Below are 19,101 nucleotides of genomic sequence, written 5' to 3'. Positions count from 1 at the left end.
CAAGCCTTCGCACACGAGCCAAAAAACAATCGTCGCCGTCCGTCGCGATCCGGGGCGGTTTCTTCCAAGGGACCTTCCCGCTCATTAGAATGGGCCTGCGGCGGCGCGGCAATTCTAACTTCCCCCCCTCGCGAGGTAGCGACCATGGCCGGCAGTGCAGCGATCGAAGCGCAAGACGGTCAAGCCCGAACGCGGCAGTGCGGCGTGATTCAGATTCGCCACCCGCTGGTCGCCCACCATGTCACCCGCCTGCGGAATAAGGAAACCCGCCCCAGCGAGTTCCGCGCCCTAGTCCGCAAACTTGCCGTGCTCATGGCGTACGAGGCGACCAAGGACCTCGACGTTCGCCCCCACTCGGTCGAGACGCCGTTGACGACCGCCGAGGGGTCGCAGGTCGTCGGCCGCATTGGGCTGGTGCCGATCTTGCGCGCCGGTTTGGGGATGGTCGACCCGGTCCTCGATCTGCTCCCCATGGCCGAGGTCTGGCACCTGGGGCTCTATCGCGACGAAGACACGGCCCAGCCGGTCCGGTACTACGACAAGCTGCCTGCCGAGCGTCCGGTCGACGTGGCGTTGATCGTCGATCCGATGCTCGCCACAGGGGGCTCCGTCGCTGCGGCGTTGATGACGCTCCGCGACTGGGGCGTGCCGCAGGTGAAAGTCCTGTCGCTGATCGCCTCGCAGGAAGGGGTCGACATGGTCTCCCTGCAGTTTCCCGAGGCGCAGATTTACGTCTGTCAGGTCGACCCCGACCTGAACAGCCGCAAATTCATCGTCCCCGGCCTGGGCGACGCCGGCGACCGAATCTTCAACACCGTCGAAGAGTGACGCCCCAGCGCGGGCCGGACGATGGGGCTTGTGAGCGGGTCCCCCAGGCAAATCGTTTCCGTGCCATCGTCCGATTGTCCGATCGTCCCCTCGCCCCGAGCGACTTGCCATGTATCGTCTGACCAGCGTCCTGGGGATCGTTGCATTCATCGCCTTGGCCTGGTTGATGAGCAGTCACAAGCGGCGGGTCAACCCGCGCACGATCTTGGGCGGGCTGGCGCTGCAATTTCTCTTTGCGTTGATCATCCTCCGCACGGCCTGGGGGAGCGCCGTGTTCGACGGCGTCGACTTCGTTTTCAACAAGCTGTTGGGCTGCGTCGAAGCGGGGTCGAGCTTCGTCTTCGGAGCCGACTACGCCGAGCACTTCTTCGCGTTCAAAATCCTGCCGACGATCATCTTCTTCTCGGCGTTCATGTCGATCTTTTACTACTACGGCGTCATGCAGTGGGTCGTCAGCCAGTTCGCCAAGGTCATGCAGGCGACCCTCGGCACGAGCGGCGCCGAGACCCTCTCCGCCGCGGCGAACGTCTTCGTCGGACAGACCGAGGCCCCGCTGGTCATCCGCCCCTACATCGGCAGCATGACCACGTCTGAGCTCAATGCGATCATGGTCGGCGGGTTTGCGACAATGGCCGGCGGGGTGCTGGCGGCGTTCGTCGACATGGGGGTCAGCGCCAAGCACCTTCTGGGCGCCTCGGTGATGGCCGCCCCTGCCGGGCTGATGGTCGCCAAGATCCTCCAGCCCGAAGTCGACGAGCCCAAGACCCTCGGCAAGGTGAAGATCGACATCAAGGACTCCAGCACCAACGTCCTCGAGGCGATCGCCAACGGCACGACGGGCGGCTTGCAACTCGCGCTTAACGTCGGCGCCATGCTCTTGGTGTTTCTGGCGCTCATTTCGCTGGTCAATCTCCTGGTGGGCTGGACCGGCGCGCAATTCGGTTTTGTCACAGGCACGGGGGACGAGGCGAAGCCCCTCTGGTCGCTCGAAGCGGCTCTCGGCTGGCTGTTCCAGCCGATCGCCTGGCTCATCGGCGTCGCATGGGAAGATTGCCGTGCCGCCGGCGAGTTGCTGGGGCTCAAGATGGCCGCGAACGAGTTTGTCGCGTACGGCCGACTTCCTTCCGCCGAAATGTCGGATCGCAGCCGTCAGTTGATGACCTACGCCCTGTGCGGGTTCGCGAATTTCAGCTCGATCGGAATTCAATTGGGCGGCATCGGCGGCATCGCCCCCGAACGACGCGGCGACTTGGCGCGATTAGGTCTCCGCGCCATGCTCGGCGGCACGCTCGTGGCGTTCATCAACGCCTGCGTCGCGAACATCATGCTGTAGCCAGCCTCGACGATGCAGGGGTACGACGGCGAACCTGTGTCTGTTACCATATTCGGCTTCTCTGCTCTGCGACCTCCGCCCCTCTGCGGCGAAAGCCACTCCAGGACGCCCCCATGAAAACTCTCCTCAGCAAAGAAGAACTTCACGACGGCGTCGCCGCGATGGCCCGCGAGATCGAGCAAACCTATGAAGGCCGGCAGCTTACCATCGTCGGCGTCTTGACTGGCAGCGTCGTCTTGCTGGCCGATCTGATCCGCCACATCGACCAGCCGATGCGGGTCGGCGTGATCCAGGCCTCGAGCTATCGCGGCGCTACGACCACCCGCGGCGATCTGATCATCAACAGCGAGCTGATGCTGGACATCACCGGCCGCGACGTGCTGTTGGTCGACGACATCTTCGACACGGGTCACACGCTCGAGCAGGTCGTCGAGAAGCTGCAGGACTTCAAGCCGGCGAGCGTCCGCTCGTCGGTCCTGCTCCGCAAGCACGGCCGGCAGGAAGTCGAGTACGTCCCCGACTTCGTGGCGTTCGAAATCCCCGACGAGTTCGTCGTCGGCTACGGCCTCGACTACGAAGACATGTACCGCAACCTGCCGTACCTAGCCGCACTCGAAGACGAGGACCTCGCCCGCCACCGCCTGCTCGAACGACAGGATCAAATGCTGTAGGTCAGGATCTCCGGCCTGACCGGCGCTCGTACGCTTGTTTGCAGGCAGACTGCGACAGCCCCGAGCCGAGCGTCTTGTCCGCGGCGGACTTGCGCTGCGGGCACGACTTAATGGTTCAACGTGCGTACGCCTGGAGTCAGACCTGGGCATGGCGGCCCGGTTCCTTCAGTTGTCGCCCCTGGCCACAACATGCCGGCCCTCCGGGCCCTAAAGACGATCGCGGCGGCCCGCGTTCGATCCCCCGGGGCGCCCCACGGCGGCCCGACTCAGTTCATGTGCTTCGCCACCGCCGCGCCGAACTCGCTGCACTTCACCAGCGTGGCGCCGGCCATCAGCCGTTCGAAGTCGTAGGTAACCGTCTTCGCGCCGATCGCGCCGTTGAGGCCCTTGATGATCAGGTCGGCCGCCTCGGTCCAGCCCAGGTAGCGGAACATCATCTCGCCTGAGAGGATGACGCTCCCCGGGTTCACCTTGTCCTGGCCGGCGTACTTGGGGGCCGTGCCGTGGGTCGCTTCGAAGATGGCGTGCCCCGTGGCGTAGTTGATGTTGCCCCCCGGGGCGATGCCGATGCCGCCCACGCACGCGGCCAAGGCGTCGCTGACGTAGTCGCCGTTGAGGTTGAGCGTGGCCACCACGCTGTAGTCGGCCGGGCGGGTGAGGATTTGCTGGAGGAAGGCGTCGGCGATCACGTCCTTGACGACGATTTCCTTGCCGGTCTTGGGGGACGTGAACGAGCACCACGGCCCGCCGTCGATCTCCTTGGCGCCGAACTCGTCCTGCGCGCACTGATAGCCCCAGTCGCGGAAGCCCCCCTCGGTGAACTTCATGATGTTCCCCTTGTGGACGAGCGTCACCGAGTCGCGATCGTTGTCGACCGCGTACTGCAGCGCCGCGGCGACCAGCCGGGCGGTTCCCTCGCGACTGACCGGCTTGATGCCGAAGCCGGCCGAACCCGGGAAGCGAACCTTCTTCCACCGGTCGGGAAACGCCTCGCTGAACAGCTTGGCGAACTTCGCACAGTCCTCAGTCCCCTCCTGGAACTCGATCCCCGCGTAGATGTCCTCGGTGTTCTCGCGGAAGATGACCATGTCGGTCAGCTCGGGCTGCTTCACGGGCGAGGGGACGCCGGTGAAGTACTGAACCGGGCGGAGGCAGACGTACAGGTCGAGGATTTGCCGCAGTGCGACGTTGAGCGAACGGATCCCCCCGCCGACCGGGGTGGTGAGCGGACCCTTGATCCCCACCAGCAGGCTGCGGAAGGCGTCGAGCGTCTCGTCGGGGAGCCAGTCGCCCGTCTTGTTGAACGCCTTCTCGCCGGCCAGGACCTCCTGCCAAATGATCTTTCGCTTGCCGCCGTAGGCCTTCTCGACCGCAGCGTCGAACACGAGTTGGCTCGCCCGCCAGATATCCGGCCCGGTGCCGTCCCCCTCGATGAAGGGGATGATCGGCGCATCGGGGACCGAGAGCCGCCCGTTGGTCATCGTGATCGGCTGTCCTGGGGCGGTCATGGCAGGGGGCTCCTAGCGGGAGAGAGGTCAGGGGAGAGAGGTCGGAGGTCAGGGAGCGGAAAACAGCTGCCTTGGCTCGCGGGGCGACAGGGAACCGCGATTCTCGGCGCCGGGACCGGGAGGGTCAATGGCCCGGGCCGGGACGCGGAACGCGTATCGCGACGTACCTCCTGCGCGTTCGCGAGATGCGGAGAAACTTGCGACGTGCCGCGCGGACTCTTAGACTCGACGGGACAACGTCCCCCGCCGCGAACTCGCGGGTCGCCTCTTCGGGTCGAGCGTTTCTGCAAAGCCGACCTCCCCCTTCCCTTTCGCTCAGGAGCCTCCGCACCGATGCCAGCCCACCCCTCCGCGGCCGATCGCCGCAGTTTCCTGGCGAGCGGCGCCGTCGCCGCGGCCGGCCTCGCCGCGAGCGCCGCCCCGCGCGCCCATGCCGCAGACGCGGCGGCCCCCGCAGCGCCCGCGGCGTCGCCCCGGTTTCGCATCTCACTGGCCGAGTGGTCGATTCACAACGCCCTGTTCAAGAAGGAGCTCGACAACCTCGATTTTCCCGCCTACGCCCGCGAGGTCTGCGACGTCGACGGGATCGAGTACGTCAACGCCTTTTTCAAGGACAAGGCCCAGGACGAGAAGTACCTCGCCGAGCTGAAAAAGCGGTGCTCGGACCACGGGGTCGAGAGCCTGCTGATCATGTGCGACGCCGAGGGACAGCTCGGCGACCCTGACGACGCCAAGCGGACCCAGACGGTGGAAAATCACAAGAAATGGGTCGAGGCGGCCAAATACTTGGGCTGCCACTCGATCCGGGTGAACGCCCAATCGAGCGGCTCGCGGGAGGAGCAAGCCAAGCTAGCAGCCGACGGCCTGGCCCGATTGTCCGAGTTCGCCGCGGGGTTGGGCATCAACGTCATCGTCGAAAACCACGGGGGGCTCTCCTCCGACGGTGCGTGGCTGTCGGGCGTGCTGGCGGCGGTCGGCAAGCCGAACTGCGGGTCGCTGCCCGACTTCGGCAACTTCTACGAATACGACCGCTATCAGGGGGTGACCGACCTGATGCCGTTCGCCAAGGCGGTCAGCGCCAAGAGCCACGTCTTCGACATCCACGGGATCGAGACCGAGATTGACTACTTCCGGATGATGAAGATCGTCGCCGACGCCGGCTACAAAGGTTGGATCGGAATCGAGTGGGAGGGGAAGACCCCCGACGAGCTGTCGGGAATCCTGCTGACGAAGCGTCTGATCGAGCGCGCCGTGGCGAAGCTGGATGGATAAAGTGCGGGGGCTGAGGCGTCGGGGACAACGGCCCGGGGGCTTTGGCCCTGCGGCCTGAGGCCGCGAAAACTTGAAAGAATCGTCACCCAAATCGGGGCGGCCTGCGGGCCGCCCTTTTTTGTTGCGCCGCAGGAAGTTGCGCCGCGCAAGCGGCCCCGAGAAAAAAATTTTCGCGAGCTAGACACTCCCGCCAGCGGGAACAAACCGACTGCCTCATTTTTGGGCAAATCGACGTGCCTCGATTCACGGCGCCGCGTGCCGCAGAATAGGCACGCCGCACGAATCGCCGTAAGTGCAAGCACTGCAAGGATCTATGTGAAGCATTTCCCTGCTAGTACATACTGAGGCATCCAAAACTGGTCCGGGGGCGACACCCGGGCCCGTTCCGCCCTCCCCCCCAGCTGAATCGGAAGGAGACGACAGCCGTGCTCACCCAATCAACGGAGAAGTATCAGGAAGTCCTTCAAGCGGCCGAACGCCTGTTCCGCCAGGATCCTGATTGGGTCACATTCTTTCGCGAGGTCCTCGGGATCGACGGCGTCGTCCGTCGGCAGTTTTCCTCGTTCGACGATTTGACCGCCTTCGAGCAAAGCGAGGAATTCGCCAAGATCCAGAAGATGGTCGTCAAGCTCCGCGAGAAGCGGCCCACGGCCGAGAGCGAGAGCGAGCCGACCCGGGTCATCACCGTGCGGCTCCCCGCGAGCATGCACGAGTACCTCAAGAGCGAGGCCCACGACCTGCGGACCAGCATGAACAAGCTGTGCATCTCGAAGCTGCTGCAGGTAATCGGGGAGGACCAAATTCCTAACGAGCGGACCAGCATCCCCCCGACCAAGCCGGCCCAAAACCGCCTCGGCGGGACGACGCCGGCCGGCGGCAACGGGTCGCTGGGCTCGACGGGAACGCCATCGCCGTACGCCTACTCCCAGGCCCCGGCGGGCTCCCAACCGCAGACCCCCCCGCCGTTCAAGCCGGCTCAGCCGCGGTTCTAGCACCGACGGCGGCCGTTCCGGCTTCCGCGTTCAGCGAGCCGCCCCCGAATTCGGGGGCGGCTTTCTGCTGCGCAGGCAACGGGAGTTCCGGGGGCCGCTGAGCCCAAGCGGCGTGTGCTTGGCGGCGTGTGCTATAACCAAGCGGCCGCGACGGGACGACCGTCGCCAATTCGCCCAGAGGGTTTGGGGGCTCGCCGCTATGCCTCGTCCGCTTGCGATCCTATTGGCTGCCGCCCTGGCGACGGGGTTCGGTTTCGGGGCTCGGTCCGTCGCCGCCGATGCCGCAAGCGAAATCGCCCGAGACGGCGACGAATGGCCGCAGTTCCGCGGGCCAACGGGTCAGGGGCACGCCGCGGCAGCCCCGCTTGTCTGGTCGGAATCGAGCGGCCTCCGCTGGAAGACGCCCGTCCCGGGTCGCGGCTGGTCGTCGCCGGTCGTCGCCGACGGTTCGGTATGGCTGACGTCGGCGATCGAGCAGCCGGCGACCGCGGAGCAGCTTGCCCGTCTCAAGGAGCTGGCCGGCAAGCCCGGGGGGGCGGGCCTCGCCGCCGCGGGGTCGGTCGAGTTGGTCGCCGTCAAGCTTTCCGCAACCACAGGAGAATTGCTTCGCACGATCCCGTTGTTCCATGTCGATGATCCGGAGCCGATCCACGGGCTCAACAGCTACGCCTCGCCCACGTCCGTGCTGCACGAGGGTCGGTGCTACTGCCATTTCGGCACGTGGGGAACGGCGTGCCTCGACGCGAGCTCGGGCGAAATCCTGTGGCAGCGAACGCTCAAGCTCGACCACATGGTCGGGCCCGGCAGTTCGCCCGTGCTGCACGAGGGGCTCTTGATCCTGACCTGCGACGGGGGCGATCGGCAATTCATCGCGGCGCTCGACGCGGCGACCGGCGAAAGCCGGTGGGAAACGTCGCGCCCGCCGCTGCGAACCGCCGAGGGGGACATGCGCAAGGCGTTCAGCACCCCGCTGGCGATCGAGGTCGCCGGCCGGACGCAATTGGTCATCCCGGGAGCGCAGTGGTTCGCGGCCTACGACCCCGCCACGGGGAAGGAATTATGGCGCGTCGATCACGGGTCGGGGTTCTCGAACGTGCCGCGACCGGTGTACGACGGCCGCCGGGCGTACTTGACCACGGGGTTCGTGCGGCCGGAGCTGCTGGCAGTGCGGCCCGACGGCAGCGGCGACGTGACCTGCACCCACGTCGAGTGGCGATTCGCGGGCCAGGTGCCGACGCAACCTTCTCCCGTGCTGATCGACGGGCGGCTGCTGATGGTCAGCGACAACGGCGTGGCCACATGCATCGACGCCGCGACCGGCGAGCAGATCTGGCGAAAGCGGATCGCGGGCAACTACTCCGCTTCGCCGCTGGTCGCGGCAGGGCGGGTTTACTTCTGCAATCGCGAGGGGACGACGACCGTGCTCGACGGGGGGCCCGAGTTTCGCGTGCTGGCCAAGAACGAACTCGACGGGGCGATCATGGCCTCGCCCGCCGTCGTCCACGAGGATCTGCTGCTGCGCACCGAGACGCACCTATATCGGATCGGCGACGATCAGGCGCGGAACGAAGTGGGCGATGAGGGGCTCGAACCCCCGACATCCGCCTTGTAAGGGCGGCGCTCTAGCCAACTGAGCTAATCGCCCGGGTCAGGACAATCGTAAGTCGCCGCGGCGGGAGGTGTCAACGACGAGCCGCCGGGCGTGTGCCGCGGTCGTCGAGGAGCGCTCATCCGCAAGCGGCGAGCGGACCGGGAGTTTCTCTACGCCCGGACCAGGGCGTGGAACCTCTCGGTGAGGTCCTTGGTGATCGGCCCCGGCTTGCCGCCGCCGATGACGCGGTCGTCGACCTTCACGACGGGAATCACCTCGGCCGCGGTGCCCGTGAGGAAGCACTCGTCGGCGACATAGACGTCGTGCTTGGTGATCGCGCACTCGGCGACGGCGAGGTTCGCTTCGCGGGCCAGTTCGATGACCGCGTTTCGGGTCACCCCTTCCAGGATCCCGGCGTCAAGCGACGGCGTCAGCACTCGGCCGTGCTTCACGAGGAAGATGTTGTCCCCCGTGCACTCGGCGACCTCCCCCTTGTGATTCAGCATGAGGGTCTCGATGCAGCCCGCCTTGAGCCCCTCGATCTTCGCCAGGATGTTGTTGAGGTAGTTGAGCGACTTGATCCGCGGGCTGAGGGCCGCGGGATGATTGCGAATGACGCTCGAGGTGATCAGTTCGAGCCCGTTGTCGTAGAACTCCTGCGGATAGAGCTTGATCGCGTCGGCGATGATGATCACCCGCGGGTCGCTGCAGCGGTTGGGGTCGAGCCCCAACGTCCCGGCGCCGCGGGTCACCAGCGCGCGAATGTAGCCGTCCTTGATCCCGTTCGCCGCAACCGTGTCGTTGACCGCCGCGGCCATCTCCTCGCGCGTCATGGGAATCGTCAAACAGATCGCCAGGGCCGATTCGTACAGCCGATCCACGTGCTCCTTGAGTCGGAACACGTTGCCCCCGTAGCTGCGCAGCCCCTCGAACACGCCGTCGCCGTAGAGCAAGCCGTGATCGAACACGCTGACGGTCGCCTGCTCGGCGGGGACGAGCTTGCCGGAGAGGTAAACTTGACGGGACATGCGAGAGTTCTTCACCACAGAGGACACGGAAGGCGCGACGACGACGCAGCGACCGACTCGCGGCACACATCTCGACAAGCGCCGGGTTCGCAAGGGAATCCGCAAGAGTTCAGAGGGGGGCGTCCCCGACTGGGTTCGCGCCCAGACCGATTCCGCTTCCCGCTCCGCGACCCCGGCGGCGGAACCTCGCGCGAGCGTTACGCAATCCGCCCTTCGACGAGGTGGACCGTGCGGTCGGCCTGCTCGGCGATCCACTGGTCGTGCGTCACCATGACTATAGTGAGCCCCTCGCGGCGGTTCAACTCGACCAGGGTTTTCATGATCGCGGCGCCGGTCGAGCGGTCGAGATTGCCGGTCGGTTCGTCGGCCAGCAGCACGCGGGGTTGCATCAACAGCGCCCGGGCGATCGCGGTCCGTTGCATCTCGCCGCCGGACAATTCGCGCGGCTTGTGCTTCAGCCGGTGGCTCAGGCCGACCAGTTCCAACAACTCGGCCGCCCGGCGACGGTGCTCGCCCCGACGCCTCCAATATCCCAGCGTCGTCTCGGCCACCATCGCCGGAGCCAGCACGTTGGCCAGCGTCGTGAGCTCGGGAAGCAGGTGGTAGAACTGGAAGATCATCCCGAAATAGCGATTCCGCAACAGGTCGTGCGCCGCCGCCGGCAGGTTGTCGATCCGGGCGCCGTCGAAGCTCACCTCTCCCTCGTCGGGGCGATCGAGCGTCCCCAGCAGGTGGAGCAGCGTGCTCTTGCCGCTGCCGCTTTGACCGACAATCGCCAGGAACTCGCCGGGGCGCACCGCGAGATCAATCCCCTGCAACACGGGGATCTTGAGCGGCCCTTTTTGGTAACTCTTCACCAACCCCCGACAGCCGAGGAGGGTCGGCCCCGCGGCGGTCGGCAGCGGCGCCGTGCCGCGCAGCCGCAACGGCCCGTCGATTCGCTCGGCGGTCGCCGCGGCGGACGTCGGAGCGAGCGCAGCGCGCCCGCCGCCGCTGGAAGCCAAGTCGGCGTGAAGTTCACTCATAGCGCAACGCCCTCACGGGATGGAGCTTCGCGGCCCGCCGCGCCGGCAGGATGCTCGCCAGCACGGCGATCGCCACCGCCCCCGCGGCGATCCACGCCACGGTCAGCGGATTGACGATCGTCGGAATCTCGTAAAAGTAATACACCGCCGGATCGAAGACCGGCTGGCCGGTGAGACGACTCAACAGATCGGCGATCTCGTTGATATAGTGCGTAAACGTCAATCCGATGGCAACCCCCACCCCGGCGCCCACCGTCCCCAGGCTCAGTCCGTAGCCGAGGAAGATCCCCATCACCCCCCCCGCCGAGGCGCCCAGCGACTTGAGGATGCCGATGTCGCGGGTCTTCTCGACGACGATCATCGTGAAGATCGCCAAGATGCCGAACCCCGCAACGGCGATGATCATGAACAGCAGCACGTTGAGCACGGCCGTCTCCATCTGCACGGCGGCGAGCAACGCCCCCTGCTTGTCGCGCCAGGTGCTCACGTAAAACTGTTGGATGGGGAAGGCGTCCTGCAGCTTGTCGCGCACCACGTCGGCGTCGGCGCCAGGCGCCAGCTTGATCTGGATCGTCGTGAAGTTGGCCACCTTGGTCGTGGGGTCGATCATCCCCCGGTTTTCCTGGAGCGACCTGAGCGGCACGAACACGAGATTCGAGTCGTACTCCTGCATCTTGCTCTCGTAGAAATCGACGATCGTGTAGACGTTGCCGAGAATCTGCGGCGGCATCGTCGCCTTGGTGTAGGCGACCTTCACGTCGTCGCCGGGGAGAGCCTGAAAGTGGTCCACCCCGTTCGAGTCGCGGTAGCTGCACAACCCCAGTCCGGCGACCATGCCGGTGTGGATTTCGACCGCCGGGTCGAAATCGCGACCCTCGGTGGCGTCGGCCGCTGCGGTCGCGACCGTCGCGAAGGGGTCGTTGAAGGAGGGCGCCCCGTCGGCGCCGGACGCTCCGGCCGCGGCCGGACCGCGGGCCAGTTCCAGTTGCCGCTGATACTCCCGATAGCGAGCCGCCTCGCGGGCCTGCTCGCGCCGCCGTTGCCAGCCGGCGATCTTCATGATCTCCCGCGGCTTGGCCTTGGCCGGCCCTTCGGCTTGGCTGTCGACGACGTCGTACCCGCCGTCGCGCAGCGTGAACTCGAGCTGTTTGCGATTCTCCGGGTGCTGCAAGTACTGTCCCGACTGGCTGACCGTGTGGTACGTCGCGGGGTCGATCCCGACGATCGTGATCTGTCGAGTGATCGTCTGCCCCTGAATGGTGATGTACATCAGCGCGGGGACGCTGACCGTGGGACTCATCCCGGCAACGTCGTCGCCGGCGACTTGGCGGATCATCGCCATCGCGGCGTCGGCGTCGGGGGCTCCGTCCATGCTGCGGGCCTCGAGCACCAGATCGCCCAGCATGCCGTTGAGTCGCACCTGCATCTCATGGGCGAACCCGGCCATGACGCTGTTGACGACGATCATCGTCGCCACGCCGAGCATGACGCTGACGATGCACACCAGCGCGATGTAGCGGGTGCGGAGATAACGCCAGCAGAGAAGCAGTTTGTACATAAGGATCCCGTCCGTGGGATGGTTGCGTTCGTCGCATTGAACCCCCGGTCAATGACCGGGGGTTCATGCGTCATCCGGCGAAGAACTCGCTCACGTTGCATTCAAAACCGGCGATCGAATCACGCCCGGCGATCCGCCCGTCGCGGGCGAGGATCGACACGTCGGTCGGCGAGCGGTAGATCGTCACGGTTTCTAATTCGGGATCGACCACCCACACGAGCCTAGTCCCAGAGGCAAGCCAAGTGCGAATTTTCTTATCGACCGCCGCCGTCCGATCTTCGGGCGACAAGACCTCGACGACGAAATCCGGCGCCCCGGGCCAGAACGCCGATTCGGGGATTCGTTGCGGAAGGTTCTCTTTCGCAATAAACGCCAAATCGGGCGCTCGGACCGTGTCCGGATCGCGTTCGACGAGAAAGCCCGTCTCTGCACCAAAAGTACGCCCGAGCCTGCCCGATCGCGCGTAACCGCCGAACGCAATATGGATATTGCTGACTACGAACCCGTGGTTGTGTCCCGCCGGCGACATCACGACGACCTCCCCGGCAATCAATTCGCACCGCTGCTGAGAAGCGTAACGCTCCAGCAACTCTTCGGCGGTAACGAGGGCGACGGTGCTCATGGAATTGATTGTATTCGGGGCCAGAGCCCGTGCCAAAGTCGCATTTAGCTCCCGGTCAATGACCGGGGGTTCATGCGTCATCCGTCGAAGAACTCGCTCACATTGCATTCAAAACCGGCGATCGAATCACGGCCCGCAATCCGGCCGCCGCGGGCGACGATCGAGACGTCGGTCGGCGAGCGATAAATCGTCACTGTCTCAAGTTCCGGGTCGACGACCCACACGAGCTTGGATCCCGCGGCAAGCCAAGTTTGAATTTTCTTGTCGACCGCGGCTGCACGATCGTCAGGGGAAAGCACCTCGACGACCAGGTCGGGGGCGCCGGGCCAAAACGCCGACTCGGGCATTTGCTCGGGCAGGTTTTCCTTGGCAATGAAGGCGACATCGGGCGCTCGAACGGTATCGGGGGCGCGTTCGACGAGGAATCCCGTCTCAGCCAGGAAGATCATTCCCAACTGCTTGGGTTGAACGTGCCGCGCGAGCAGTCCCTGAATTCGTCCCCCGATGCTTCCGTGATACCATCCCGCGGGTGACATCATCGAGACTTCCCCCGCGATGAGTTCGCAGCGATGCTGGTGAGCGTAACGCTCCCAAAGTTCTTCGGCGGTAACGAGGGCGACGGTGCTCATTGCCTAAATCCTACCATTCCGCAGAGGTCGCGTCCAAATTCCCAATATTGAATCACCGGGGACAGAACTCCATTCACGAGAAAGATAAGATGAGGCATCGTGAACCTCCTGTTCGCGCTGATTCAGCCCCCGGTCAATGACCGGGGGTTACGTGGAGGTCGTTGCACCTACTTTTCAGGCCGCAACAACGGGAACAGAATGACGTCGCGGATCGACTGCGAGTTGGTGAGCAGCATCACGAGCCGATCGATCCCCACGCCCAGCCCCCCCGCGGGGGGCATGCCGTGACGCAGGGCGCGGATAAAATCGTCGTCCATCTTGGCCATCGAATCTTCTTCGCTCATCCCCGCCAGTTGCTGCTTGAAGAGTTGCTCCTGCAGGTCGGGGTCGTTGAGCTCGGTATAGGCGTTGGCCACCTCCATGCCGTGGACGAACAGCTCGAACCGCTCGGCCACCGCCGGATTGTCGCGTTTGCGTTTGGTCAGCGGGCAGATGCTGGCCGGGTAGTCCATCACGAAGATCGGTCCCGTGAGCGCCCCTTCGACCCGCTCCTCGAACACGTCGCTCTTCACGACGTCGGGATGCCGACCGGCGGTTTCCATCCCCAGCGACTGGGCGAGGTTCGCGACCGCGGCATCGTCGTCGGGGTCGACTCCCGCGTGTTCGGCGAACAGTTCGGCGTACGTCTTGCGAGCAAACGGGGGCGTGAAGTCGATTGTTTTGTCGCCCCACGGCAAAACATAGTTGCGAGCCGCGGCGTCCCCGCCCGCGGTCGAAGACGAGTGCGTCGGGGGCGGGGACGCCCCGGCTCGCGCCGGAACCGAGATCGCCGCAATCGCGTTGCAGATGATCGCTTCGGTGAGATCCATCATCGAGCGGTAGTCGCCCAGGGCCTGATAGACCTCGAGCATCGTGAACTCGGGATTGTGCCGCTGGCTGATCCCCTCGTTGCGATAAACCCGGCCCAGTTCGTACACGCGTTCGATCCCGCCGACCAAGAGCCGCTTCAGGTGCAGTTCCAGCGCGATGCGCATGAACAGCGGAATGTCGAGCGCGTTGTGATGCGTCGCAAACGGCCGCGCCGCGGCGCCGCCGGCGATCGAGTGGAGCGTCGGCCCCTCGACCTCGACAAATCCCTCGTCGGCAAGCGTCCGGCGAATCGACGCGACGATCCGCGTGCGGTCCAAGAACCGCGGCATGACCCCTGCCGTGTAGGCGAGGTCGAGATACCGCTGCCGTTGGCGCAACTCCGGGTCGCTCAACCCGTGGTGCTTCTCGGGGGGCGTCTCGATGCTCTTCGTGAGAAACGTCACCCGCTCGGCGAAGATCGACACCTCGCCCGTGTTGCTGACCCCCAACATCCCCTCGACGCCGATGATGTCGCCCAGGTCCAATTGCTGAACGACGTCCCAGTCGCCGCCGACCTGGCTTTGACCGACCATCGCCTGGATGTCGCCCGTCATGTCGCGCAGATCGATGAACTGCAGCTTCCCCTTGTCGCGGTGCAACACGATCCGCCCCGCAGCACGGACCTGCGGGCCGACGATCTCGCCTTTGCCCTGGTCGGCCTTCCACTGCCGAAAGTTGAACCCCTCGGGCACGGCGGCGAAGTCGGGGAGCGGAACCGTCGCGCCGTCCGCAAGCTTGTAGACGACCTCGCCAAGCCGGGCGCGGATGTCGCCGATGAGTTGCCGATCGTCGAACCGGCCGCCCCAGGGGTCGACTCCCAGTTCGACCAGCCGGGCCATTTTCGCGCGGCGAGCCGCTTCGAGCTTCGAGGCGTCGGGGGCGAGCGAGTCGGAACTGTCGGGGGCGTCGGTCATCAAGTGGGTCATCGGGATCAAGAGCCGGCGGCGGCGCCACGGCGCACTGAGCCGCAGCCCGTGCCGGCAATGCTCAAAGGAGGCAGGATGCGCAGTAAGGTCAAGAGTGGAAAGATTTTAGTGAAACGCCCCGCGCGGTCAATGTCAGGGGCGCGCCGCCGCTTGCCGGCAAGCACGGTGTCGCCACGGCGGCACGGCGAAACGTGTGGAACCGCGGTTCGCACGGAGCGACTCAGGTTCCTCAGCGAAAAGTGACGGCCGACTCCCAACGCCCGTTGGCATGCTATCAGAAAGCCGTCGTCGATCCGTGGTTCCTGATTGTTCGCACGCCACGGCGCGCCTCCGTGGCAAAACCACGATTCTCCGCAGTGCCGTGCGTTACGGAAGCGATAGCCGCTATCAGCGTCAGCGGGACGCCGCAACGCCGCAACGATTTGGACTTGGCTGAAATTGACGCCCGGTGCGGGGCTTTCTACGATTCCTTGCCCGCTGCGTCTCCCCTCCGTCGCCGCTTGAGTCTGCTTGCCGTGCCGCGTTTGCTTCGCATCACCGGGATCGTCGTGGCGGCTTTGTTGTCGGCGGCGGGAGCGAGCTATCTGCTTGCGCTGGCCGCCTTGGTCCAACCGCAGCCGTTTTACGAGCGGGCCCTGGCCGCCGACGCTGCGGAGTTGGCCGCGGCGAAGGCCCAGCTTGAAGCCCGCGTCGCCCGGCTCGCCGCGGAGTCCCGCCCCGCAGCAACCTGGACGGCCGAATTCACCGCCGACGAGGTCAACGGCTGGCTCGCCGCCGCGCTGGCCGGCGAAGAAGCTCCGCTGCTTCCCCCCTCGGTGACGGACGTCCGCGTCGCGTTCACGGCTGGCGGGTGCCTCTTGGGATTTCGCTACACGGCGCCCCGCCTCGCGGCGATCGTGTCGATCGAGGTCGAGGCGACGATCGGTGCGCCGAACCTCGCGACGCTCCGCCTCGTCCGCGCTCACGCCGGAGCGATCGCGCTGCCGGCAAGTTACGTGCGATCGCACGCAGACTCCCTGCTGACGGAACTCGACGTCGTCGGCGCGTGGCGCGAAGCGCCGGACCGACTCGAACTGGACGTGCCGCTCGACCGGCTCGTCGAGGTGTGCGGCGGCGAGCGTCGGCAGTTGACCTCGCTGTCGCTGGGGGAGGGCACGATGCAAATCGCAGGACGCTTGGGGGACGAACCCGCGCCGCAAACGGCCGCCGCCCCGCGCCGCCCGCGACGCTGACTCCGGCGCGGCAGTCGCCTTGGTCTATTCCGCTCGCAACGACCAATGGCCGTCCTCGGCAAGCTGCAGCGCAACCCGCCCGACGAGTCGCTCCCCGGCAAGCAGCAACAGAACGCTGCGTTCGCTCCACTGCAGGACCGTACACGCCCCCGCATCGGTGCGGGACACGACGCCGCGGTCGTCGCTCACGGGGCCTTCGTACTCCAGGTAAGCGAGCCGGTGATCCGGCAACCGCAAGGCCCTCACCGCCTCCGCCTCGGCGGTCGCGTCCTCCCCGAGCCCGCGCCGCCACGCCGACGGCAACTCCTCGACGGCCCACGTCGCAAGAGCCGCGCCGCGCTCGACCATAAAGTCCCAATGACTCGCACGCGGCGAGTCGGGAGGGGTAACGTGACGCAACAAGACGAATCGCGGCATGGCGAACCTCGTGCTTTGTCAACTCGTGCTTTTGGGTTGGGAACGACGCACCGGCTCTCTCTGTTGACAGGTTGCGTCGTCCCCAACCCAAGATATAGCCTGTGTCAAAGCACGAGCGCCTTGTTGCGGCAGCTTCGGTATCGATGTCATCCTGGCACATGCTTGCCGCGGGATCGCTTGCGTGAGCACGTGAGCGGCGGGAACCCGATCCGCCGCGCTTCTCGGCGCATTCGACCGCATCCAGGCTATCGCCCGGTGATCTCGATCGTCGCCCGATGCAAGACCGGCGCGGGAGTGCTGCGGCTCGCCGCTTGAGCGACGATCTCGGGGAAACCGGCCTGCGTCGCGGTGACCGTGATCATGTAGGTAAAGCTCTCCGCCGGACGGATTTCGTTGACCGCGGCGAACTGAATTTCGTTCCCAAGCAACCGCGGCGTCGCCCCCGAGGGGCCTTGAATGGCGTTGGGGTCGATCGTCAACGACGTCGGCACTTGAATCCGCACCTGCACGTCTCGATCGCTCGCCTGCGAGGCGTTCTCGACGTAGACGAAGACCGTCGTCCGCGTTCCTGCCCGGACCTCGGCCGCGGTCGGGGCGACGCGAATCCGCAGCGAGCCCGCCCCAGGCGCCGCGCCTCCGCCTCCCGGACCGACCGCCCCCCCCTGCGCCGGCAGGATCTCCAGCCGATGTTCGGCCGAATTGCGAATCGGCGCCGAGTCGGGCCCCGTCTCGGCGCTGGCCGTGGCGGTGGTCGTCACCCGCAGCGACTGCTGCAGGCAGAGGCAATCGACGTCGAACTGCTGCAGATCGCCCGGCTGCATCGCGGGGATGACCCAACGAATGTTCCCTCCGACGAGCGAGTAGCCCGCTTGCCGCGGCTTGGCTTGCAGGAAGCCGGCCGGGTACTCGTCGACCACGACCACGTTCGTCAGCGGCGTCTCGCCCGTGTTGCGAACCGTCACGCGGAACAACGCCGACTGGCCGGCCGTCGCCTGGGCCGGGCCGATCTTTTCGATGCGCAGCCCCGGCTGGGCCTGCCGCGGCGCGGGCCGAGCGGTCAACGTCGCCCGCGCGGCCACCGCCTCCGCCTCGGCGCAGGTGACCGTCACGTCGTGCGCCAATTGCCCCGCCTGCAGGACGTTGAACTCGAGCGGCACGCTCGTCGAGGCGCCGGGAGCGAGCGGTCCCAGGTCGCCCGTGTCGATCTGCCGATCGTTGTCGGTGTCGCGGACATGGCTCAACCCGGGGGTGAACTTGCAGTTGAGCCGCACGTCGGTCGCCGTCGCGTCGCCGACGTTGCGAACCACGATTTCGAACTTGGCCAATCCCCCGGCCTGCACCTCGCCCGCATCGAGCCGGACGATCTCGACGTCGAGCTGAGGCTTGCGCGCCGGGGCCGGCGGAATGTTGGGGATCGTCGGCGTCGTCGGGGGAGCCGACGGCGTGGTCAGCGGCGGTTGCGTCGACGGCAGATAAGGAGCGTCGCCGGTCCAACGAATCAGGGTCTCGCCGCTGGCGACGACCAACTGCGGCTCGGCGCCGCCGCTGTAACGAGCCGGACGAATGAGCTGCGTGCGGATGCGGCTGGTCGAGGCCCCCGCCGCGGTGGGCGAGACCTCGACCGACGCTCGTCCGTCGGCCCCGGTGCGCACTTCGGCCACCTGCGCCGCGCCCGCGGCGCCGCCGTCGTCGACCTCGTACTTGACGATCCACCCTTCGACCGGCGTCCCGTCCGACTGCCGCGTGACGGTCGTCGTGAGCGTTTCCGGCCGACCGCTGCTGGCGACTTCGACGGGGGGGAACAACCACTGGACGTCGACCCAGTAGATGACCGCGCTCTTGCGGCGCTCGCCCCAGCCCTCGACGCCAGGTGCGAACGCCGTGACATAGCTGGTCCCCTCGACCGGCGAATGAACGCTGATCCAGGCGTCGCCGCGCAGAATCTCGACGTCGTCGCTCGGGTCGTCCGTGCCGCGCGTGATGCACAAGGGGCCATTGGCCGTGTAGCCGTAGGCGAGATAGTTGTCGACCTTCTTCGGCTGATTCCAGGGGAGCAGCGGCGGGTGGAACCACCCCTTGCCGCTCACTTCGACGAACTGCCCCACGCCGTTGCGGCCCAGCATCCACTCGACCTTCTGATCGGCCAGGGTGTAGCCGTCGGCGGTGCAAATGCCGCTTTTGAGAACCACCTCGCTGCCGACCGGGGCGAGGATCCGCTCGGGGGTGATCGTGACCGTGTCGCGAGGAGTCGTCAGCGCCGCGGTGACGGCTTGCGGCGCCCCGGGGACGCCCCCGACCGCGGTCGCGGGATACGTCGGGAAAGCGGCGTCGGTCAGGACGGGGGGCGCCGTGGGGTTCGTGGGAAACGCCGGGAGCGCAGCCTGGGGCTGGTCCTTGGGCCAGAGGAGGATCCGCTCCCCGCTGGGATCGATCCGCGGCAACCCGGCGCAGCCTCCCCCCGCGCTGATCAGCACGAAGCCGACCAACGCCAAGCGAACGGCGCGGATGGGGAGCGAGAGGTTCATGGGGGGGAGTGCGAGGGCGCCCCGGTGCGGCGCAG

Annotated in this window: 16 protein-coding genes, 1 tRNA gene and 1 pseudogene; 8 read left to right on the top strand and 10 right to left on the bottom strand. The window is 66.3% G+C overall.

The annotated features are described in order from the left end of the window. Positions 1-144: 144 nt before the first annotated feature. From upp to hpt, 3 genes are all read left to right on the top strand, one after another. Complete coding sequence (gene upp, locus KF688_05715; GenBank protein MBX3425157.1) at positions 145-828, top strand: uracil phosphoribosyltransferase; 684 nt, start codon at positions 145-147, stop codon at positions 826-828. Positions 829-937: 109 nt separating this feature from the next. Beyond that, positions 938-2,161 (top strand): NupC/NupG family nucleoside CNT transporter, encoded by a 1,224-nt coding sequence (locus tag KF688_05710; protein ID MBX3425156.1) that lies wholly within the window; start codon positions 938-940, stop codon positions 2,159-2,161. 113 nt (positions 2,162-2,274) lie between these two features. Next, positions 2,275-2,832, top strand: coding sequence for a hypoxanthine phosphoribosyltransferase (hpt, locus tag KF688_05705; protein MBX3425155.1), 558 nt, complete (start codon positions 2,275-2,277; stop codon positions 2,830-2,832). A 266-nt stretch (positions 2,833-3,098) separates the two neighbouring features. On the opposite strand, the gene icd is transcribed toward hpt, so the two are convergent. Then, positions 3,099-4,340 (bottom strand): NADP-dependent isocitrate dehydrogenase, encoded by a 1,242-nt coding sequence (gene icd / locus KF688_05700; protein ID MBX3425154.1) that lies wholly within the window; start codon positions 4,338-4,340, stop codon positions 3,099-3,101. A 333-nt stretch (positions 4,341-4,673) separates the two neighbouring features. Between icd and KF688_05695 the strand changes: the two genes are divergently transcribed. The 4 genes and pseudogenes from KF688_05695 to KF688_05680 all read left to right on the top strand — a co-directional run bounded on the left by KF688_05695 (position 4,674) and on the right by KF688_05680 (position 8,216). Next, on the top strand, positions 4,674-5,612 hold the full coding sequence (locus KF688_05695) for a sugar phosphate isomerase/epimerase (protein ID MBX3425153.1): 939 nt from the start codon (positions 4,674-4,676) through the stop codon (positions 5,610-5,612). A 425-nt stretch (positions 5,613-6,037) separates the two neighbouring features. Continuing rightward, on the top strand, positions 6,038-6,604 hold the full coding sequence (locus tag KF688_05690; protein ID MBX3425152.1) for a hypothetical protein: 567 nt from the start codon (positions 6,038-6,040) through the stop codon (positions 6,602-6,604). Between the two features lie 199 nt (positions 6,605-6,803). Next, positions 6,804-7,070: pseudogene (locus KF688_05685) on the top strand (PQQ-binding-like beta-propeller repeat protein). Next, positions 7,062-8,216 (top strand): PQQ-like beta-propeller repeat protein, encoded by a 1,155-nt coding sequence (locus tag KF688_05680; protein MBX3425151.1) that lies wholly within the window; start codon positions 7,062-7,064, stop codon positions 8,214-8,216. The pseudogene KF688_05685 and the gene KF688_05680 overlap by 9 nt, the downstream one beginning before the upstream one ends. Here KF688_05680 and KF688_05675 read toward each other — a convergent pair. The 7 genes from KF688_05675 to lysS form a co-directional block, all read right to left on the bottom strand. Further along, positions 8,176-8,249: transfer RNA gene (locus KF688_05675), tRNA-Val, on the bottom strand. The two genes, KF688_05680 and KF688_05675, sit on opposite strands and share 41 nt — an antisense overlap. A gap of 116 nt (positions 8,250-8,365) precedes the next feature. After that, the gene (gene ilvE / locus KF688_05670; GenBank protein MBX3425150.1) at positions 8,366-9,223 is read right to left on the bottom strand and encodes a branched-chain-amino-acid transaminase; all 858 of its coding nucleotides are present in this window, start codon (positions 9,221-9,223) and stop codon (positions 8,366-8,368) included. A gap of 197 nt (positions 9,224-9,420) precedes the next feature. After that, on the bottom strand, positions 9,421-10,248 hold the full coding sequence (locus KF688_05665; GenBank protein ID MBX3425149.1) for an ABC transporter ATP-binding protein: 828 nt from the start codon (positions 10,246-10,248) through the stop codon (positions 9,421-9,423). Beyond that, positions 10,241-11,806, bottom strand: coding sequence for an FtsX-like permease family protein (locus KF688_05660; GenBank protein ID MBX3425148.1), 1,566 nt, complete (start codon positions 11,804-11,806; stop codon positions 10,241-10,243). The genes KF688_05665 and KF688_05660 overlap by 8 nt, the downstream gene beginning before the upstream one ends. A 70-nt stretch (positions 11,807-11,876) precedes the next feature. Then, positions 11,877-12,428 (bottom strand): Uma2 family endonuclease, encoded by a 552-nt coding sequence (locus tag KF688_05655; protein ID MBX3425147.1) that lies wholly within the window; start codon positions 12,426-12,428, stop codon positions 11,877-11,879. Positions 12,429-12,505: 77 nt separating this feature from the next. Then, the gene (locus tag KF688_05650; GenBank protein ID MBX3425146.1) at positions 12,506-13,057 is read right to left on the bottom strand and encodes a Uma2 family endonuclease; all 552 of its coding nucleotides are present in this window, start codon (positions 13,055-13,057) and stop codon (positions 12,506-12,508) included. Positions 13,058-13,224: 167 nt separating this feature from the next. Beyond that, complete coding sequence (gene lysS, locus KF688_05645; protein MBX3425145.1) at positions 13,225-14,880, bottom strand: lysine--tRNA ligase; 1,656 nt, start codon at positions 14,878-14,880, stop codon at positions 13,225-13,227. A 527-nt stretch (positions 14,881-15,407) separates the two neighbouring features. On the opposite strand from lysS, the gene KF688_05640 reads away from it, so the two are divergent. Beyond that, the gene (locus tag KF688_05640; protein MBX3425144.1) at positions 15,408-16,124 is read left to right on the top strand and encodes a hypothetical protein; all 717 of its coding nucleotides are present in this window, start codon (positions 15,408-15,410) and stop codon (positions 16,122-16,124) included. Positions 16,125-16,148: 24 nt separating this feature from the next. Here KF688_05640 and KF688_05635 read toward each other — a convergent pair whose 3' ends face one another. Together KF688_05635 and KF688_05630 are read right to left on the bottom strand one after the other, a co-directional pair. Next, the gene (locus KF688_05635; GenBank protein ID MBX3425143.1) at positions 16,149-16,541 is read right to left on the bottom strand and encodes a hypothetical protein; all 393 of its coding nucleotides are present in this window, start codon (positions 16,539-16,541) and stop codon (positions 16,149-16,151) included. A 245-nt stretch (positions 16,542-16,786) separates the two neighbouring features. Then, complete coding sequence (locus KF688_05630) at positions 16,787-19,066, bottom strand: hypothetical protein (protein ID MBX3425142.1); 2,280 nt, start codon at positions 19,064-19,066, stop codon at positions 16,787-16,789. Positions 19,067-19,101: the final 35 nt, after the last annotated feature.

This window comes from Pirellulales bacterium (assembly GCA_019636345.1).
Classification (GTDB): Bacteria; Planctomycetota; Planctomycetia; order Pirellulales; family Lacipirellulaceae.
The sequence above is the reverse complement of the archived record's forward strand: the minus strand, read 5'-3'. Positions and strand labels throughout refer to the sequence as shown.